Here is a 3,720-nt window from a genome sequence, read left to right as displayed (position 1 = left end):
GCAGATTCTGATCAAACCGATAGCGCGCTCTCCTGAGCGCGCCCAGAAAATCCTGTGCTTTTCTGTTGACAAAAACTTACATGGATGCCCGTCAACCGGGAGCAACTAGCAGGAACCACCATCCCCAACGAATCCCATTCCTCCAGATCACCCCCACCAACGCGGTCTTTTCTTGTGCTATCAGAACGTGAATCGGAGCGACAACTGCGCCTGCAAGGGATCACCGACGCCCACGCGAAGGAAGCCATTGAAATCGAACAGCGCTGGAGCCGTCAACGGATTGACGTTATTCGCATTGTTGAACGCGTTGAAGAGCTCTGCTCTGGGAATAAGATCGAACCGGTCGTGGATGCGAAATGGCCGCGCGATTCCAAGATCCAAAGTGAAATACTCGTTATTCTTCCGCAGATGGTTGCGACCACAATCGATCCCGTTCACGAAACGGGTAATCGAGTTATTCGGGCTACACGGCGCACCTATCCCAGTGCCATTCACATTGTCCGTAATAGGTTGTGCCGAGTGAGCTTGCATTCGAATATTTCCCGAGAACCCCCAGGGCAGGCCATCACCCACCAGGTAGAAGTTGAACTTGTGCCGTTCGTCGCGGTCCGAGTTCGAATACTCGGCCTTCAGGTTGTAGAGGTTACCGTAACGGAAGGTAAACGGATCGCGCTCGTTCGAGTCATCGTCTTTGTCAACCGAGTACACATAGTTTCCATCGAACAAAAAGTGACGTGTCATCCGCTTCCTGAAACCTACAGTGAAACCTCTGTATAGAGACTTTGCGTTGCTGATTGTGTTTGTAACTGCGCCAAGATTGGGAAAGGGCACAGGTCCGGTATAGCTCACTGTATCTGCGTTCTGAGGAATCACTGCCGTTGGTCCAACATTGGGATTGAGAAAACGCGTCAGATAAACGCCCTTGGAAAGCGTGAAATCGAGATAGCCCACGACGTCGCCAAACAATTGCTGCTGGTAGCCCACGTTGGTCGTGTAGATGCGTGGGTTCGAATAGTTCCGGTCGAAGACGGTGACGCCAATTCCCGGAGGAAACCCGACCTGCGGACTCAGCGGCAGGATGTTGGGATAAGTCGGATTAACGCCAGCGAACTGGGTGATCTGCTGGTTCTGCACACCATTCGTCGTAATGGCCCCCACCTGCGTCAACATGTTCTGCCGGGCGTTGAAGATTCCCCAACTCGCGCGAAATACAGAGGTGCCATTACCAGTTAGATCCCAGGCAAACCCCACCCTGGGTTGAAACAGCTTTGTCTGATTCCTAAGGTAGCCGGTGGAAGGAAATGCGGGGTTGTTCAGATACTGCCCATACGCCGTCAGCGCCGGCGGCGTCACCGGGTCCGGGAATAGCTGTGACTCCCATCGCAAACCGTAGTTCAACGTAAATCGTTGAGTCAGCTTCCATGTATCCTGCGCAAACAACGAGTACTCTTCGTTCACAATATTCGAGTAACCGGCCTGCGCGTTGGTCTCGCCCGCCTTCGTCGGCCCGTTCTGAAGGTACAGCAACAACGGACTACTGCCGATCACCGTTCCGCAGCCTACGCTGCTGTAGGTGCCATTCGGGCACTGGACCGTGTTCGGTCCATACCCATTGCCCAATGATGCGGGCGACGCATAATGCAGAAATCCGGTTACACTCCCGAAAATATAGCGGCCATTGAAAAACCCGGGAAAGACCTGCACATTCCTGCTATGCAAATACTCACCGCCAGCTTTTATGGTGTGTCGGCCTTTTACAAGCGTAAAGTTGTCCTTCATGTCGGAGCGCGTGAATATTTCGGAAGCATCTGCTCCTAGAAAAAACGGTTGCCCAAAGCGGAAAGAGGGAGCAAATCCTATCCCCGTATCCCCCACGGCCTTGGGGTCGATTGGGGTGCGCGGTCGAGGCTCTCTAGCATAGGTATAGTGGGCTTCATTCAACCTCTCCGCCGAGATCGTAGCAATCCAGTTATAGTTGAATGTCTGAATCTTCGATGGCCCTTCAATCCCATTCGCGGAATTTCCATACGTAGCGACGTCGAAGGTCTGGTTTGGGTTTCGCGACCGGTCGAAGTTATAAGAGCCGTACATTAAATTCTTCGCATTTAGGTTGTAGTCTACTCGCCCAAACACCGAGACGTTGTTGATCGTGCGGTCTACCGGCAACCCTTCATCTTGATTGAAGTTCATCTTATAGAAATTCAGCAGTGTCTGACGCTGGCAGTCGCCGCTCGCATCGATCTGTGCATCTGTAATATTGCTGCGAAACACCGGGTTCGTCACACTGCACGGCGTCCCTATGACCGTGCTCAAATTGGGTCGCGTTAGGTTCTCGCGGATACCCTCGCTCGCTGCAAAGAAGAACAGCTTATTCTTCACAATCGCGCCGCCGATGCTGCCCCCAAACTGCTCTCGACTAAAGCCCTCCAACGGCATGCCATTGGAGGTGTCCGCAGACAAGGCCTGCAGTCGCTGATACTCAAACAAGCTTCCATGCAGACTGTTTGTCCCTGACTTCGTGATCACGTTCACAACGCCGCCTGCGGTACGGCCGAACTCTGCATTTGCACCACTCGCGACGACCTGGAACTCCTTGACGGCTTCAAGAGTGATGTCGATAGCCGCGCGCTGGCCGCCCATCTGTTCGCCAAAGAATCCGTTGTTATAGTCGCCGCCATCCAGGCTGATGTTATTGAAAATGCCCCGTTGACCGTTGATGTTGATCTCATCTCCATCCGGTCCCTGCGAGATGCTTACGCCCGGCGTGAGCGTCAGCATGTCTTCAAACTTACGGCCCAGAACTGGCGTTGTCGCGATCGTTATCTCATTCAGCGTAGAAGCCGAGGAGACCGTCGTTGTCTCCAGCTGCGGCACAGCATTCACAATGATCGTCTCCTGAACCGAAGAGATCGTCAGCGCGACCTTCAGTGAGATCGCCTGGCCGACCGTGAGCACAATGTTCTTCTGCACCGTTTTGGCATAACCTAGCTTGCTTGCCGACAGTTCATAGTTGCCCGGCTGCATCGATAGAAACGAAAAATTCCCATTACCGTCCGACTTGGCAGTGCGGGTTGCATTTGTATTTAGGCTCATTACTTCAATCAACGCGTCAGGAACCACTCCCCCGGATGGATCCGACACCTCTCCCTGAATCGTTCCTGTTGTGCTTTGCACCTGCGCCCACCCGCCCAGAGGTGACATCATCGCCACGCCTGCCGCCAAACAGCGTATGTAACCCATTGTTTTGCGCATCTCTCTCTACCTCCAAAGGAAAACAGTGCGTAAAGCGTGCCCGATAAAGCAAGAGACCGTTCTACTGTACGTATCGAAAAGGCCCTGATTGAGACTCGTTTTGTCTTTCTGCTATTTGCAGTCGCACTTTGGCAACAGTCGGCCGGCCTCTTTGCTCCGGCTCCCAACTCACGCAACAAGGCGTTCGCTCAAAACGCCCGACCCAGGACAACAGCGGATATTACGACGCTCAGTGCCGAATCAGTTACAACGTTTCTGGGAAATTAATGAGGTGAACATACCATGAATTCTGAGCCGTTGCGAAGTATATTTACTTCGCAGGCACCGACCGGCCTTCTCATGAAAGCGAAATGCGCTCATCAAGGAGCGATTGGTTTGTGTTCCGGTCCCGGTAGGGACGCTCATTACTGAGCGCCCCCCGGAGAGATCCGTACAGGCGCGTCTACGCATACGGCTCTTACGAAGGAT

At 53.3% G+C, this 3,720-nt stretch carries 1 protein-coding gene; it reads right to left on the bottom strand.

Annotated elements, in window-relative coordinates; translation table 11 throughout:
* Positions 1–180 precede the first annotated feature (180 nt).
* Entirely contained in the window at positions 181–3,252 is a 3,072-nt protein-coding gene (locus Q363_RS30880; RefSeq protein WP_245632590.1) for a TonB-dependent receptor, read from the bottom strand.
* Positions 3,253–3,720 lie beyond the last annotated feature (468 nt).

Origin of the sequence: Edaphobacter aggregans DSM 19364 (genome assembly GCF_000745965.1) — a bacterium.
Taxonomy (GTDB): Bacteria; Acidobacteriota; Terriglobia; order Terriglobales; family Acidobacteriaceae; genus Edaphobacter; species Edaphobacter aggregans.
This window is presented reverse-complemented; position numbering and strand designations above follow the sequence as displayed.